2 protein-coding genes are annotated in these 1734 nt (G+C 75.3%); both read right to left on the bottom strand.

Annotation, left to right across the window (positions count from 1 at the left end; all coding sequences use genetic code 11):
• Positions 1-562 precede the first annotated feature (562 nt).
• Positions 563-1516 carry an FAD:protein FMN transferase gene (locus I59_RS00210; RefSeq protein ID WP_022902142.1) on the bottom strand — a complete coding sequence of 318 codons (954 nt, stop codon included), beginning with the start codon at positions 1514-1516 and terminating at the stop codon, positions 563-565.
• 1 nt (position 1517) lies between these two features.
• Positions 1518-1734 (bottom strand): hypothetical protein (locus I59_RS22445; RefSeq protein ID WP_042726318.1); only part of this gene is annotated, 217 nt, incomplete at its 5' end.

The following is a 1734-nucleotide window of genomic DNA, read 5'->3' as shown; positions in this document are numbered from 1 at the left end:
GCGGACAGATGGCCGTCGCCGGGGCGGACTGGCGGACGAACGCCGCGACGCAGATCAACTGGGGACTGGCGTACATCCACGACGCGTACGGCTCGCCGTGCGCGGCCTGGAACCACGAGATGAGCGTCAACCCGCACTGGTACTGACCGGGCCGCGTTCCGGCCTGGAGGCGCGGGGCGGGCCCGCCACGGGCCTCCCGTCCGGTGGGCGGGTGGGTGGGTGGGTGCGTTGCAGGCCGGGCCGACGCAGCATGGTGCGAGGAATCGCGCATGGTGCGAGGCATTTCGCCTCGCACCACGCGCATGACCTCGCACCGAGTCCGCACCTCGCTCGCACCGTGCGAGGGTCGGCAGCCGAGGCGCACCGCTCGCCGGAGGCGGACCCCGTTCCGGCCTGGAGGCACGGGCGGGCCCGCCACGGGCCTCCCGTCCGGTGGGTGGTGCGTTGCGGGCGGGGCCGGCGCAGCATGGTGCGAGGAATCGCGCATGGTGCGAGGCATTTCGCCTCGCACCATGCGCGTGAGCTCGCACCGAGTCCGCGCCCCGCTCGCACCGTGCGAGGGTCAGGCCGCGCGCCCCGCTGCGTCCGACGCGTCGTCGGCGGGCCAGCCGCCGAGGCGCACCACCTCGCCGGAGGCGCTGACGAGGCGTGCCGCACGACCGCTCGCCCGGAGCATCGCGGGCGCAGCGCGACCCCGCACGATCGCGGCGGTCGACATCGTGTTCGCGGTGACACACGACGGCGCGACGACCGTGGCCGAGCGCCAGACCGGCTCCGCGGGGAGGCCCCACCGCGGGTCGAGGATGTGGTGCCGTGCGCGGCCGTCTTGCTCCCAGCGACGCTTCTGCGTGCTCGAGGTCGCGACCGACCACCCGGAGGCGATCCGGACGTGGTCCGCCGGGTCCGTGTCGAGGTCCTGCACGCGCACCTGCCAGCCGCCGGAGGGGTCCGGGCCGGCCGTCGCGACGTCGCCGCCGAGCGACACGAGCGCGCCGACGCCGAGGCGTGCGGTGATGCTGGCCGCGGCCATGTCGGCGGCGGCGGCCTTCGCGGTCGCGCCGAGGTCGAGGCGGACGCCGGCGGGGATGCGCAGGAACGTACCGCTGAGGAGGATCCGCTGCCATGCCGGCCGGGGGTCGAGGGCGTCCACGGTCCGGCTCGTCGGCGCGAGGGGTGCCCCGGTGTCGCCGGCCGTGCTCGCGAACGCCGCGTCGTAGCCGAGGGACACCATGCGGTGGCCCAGGGTCGGGTCGACGTCGCCGTCGCTCAGTCGGGCGGCGTCCAGGGCCTGGTGCACGAGGGCCGCGAGGAGCGGCGAGACCTCGGTGCCCCGCTCGAGGTCGGCCGTACGGGCGACGAGCTCGGAGTCCTCGCGGAAGCGGCTGCACGCCAGGTCGACGGCGTCGGTGACCGCACGGACGCAGGCCTCCGCGGCGGCGAGGTGGCGTCGATCCCGGTGGTCGAGGACGACGCGTGCGGTGGTGGTCCAGAGCTCCCACTCGGTGGCGGCGCGCACGTCAGGATCCCGTGGTGGTCGCGTCCGAGGACGAGTTCTGGCTGCCCTGCGTGACCCCGGTGGACGAGCTGCTGCTGTCGCTGCTCGTGCCGGAGTCGGTCGAGCTGCCCGTGCCGCTGCTGCTCGTCCGGTGTCGGTCGAGCTGCTCGTGCCGCTGCTGCTCGTCCCGGAGTCGCTCGAGCTGCTCGTACCGCTGCTGCTCGTACCGGTGTCGGTGC

Origin of the sequence: Curtobacterium sp. B8 (genome assembly GCF_000333315.1) — a bacterium.
Taxonomy (GTDB): domain Bacteria; phylum Actinomycetota; class Actinomycetes; order Actinomycetales; family Microbacteriaceae; genus Curtobacterium; species Curtobacterium luteum.
The sequence above is the reverse complement of the archived record's forward strand: the minus strand, read 5'-3'. Positions and strand labels throughout refer to the sequence as shown.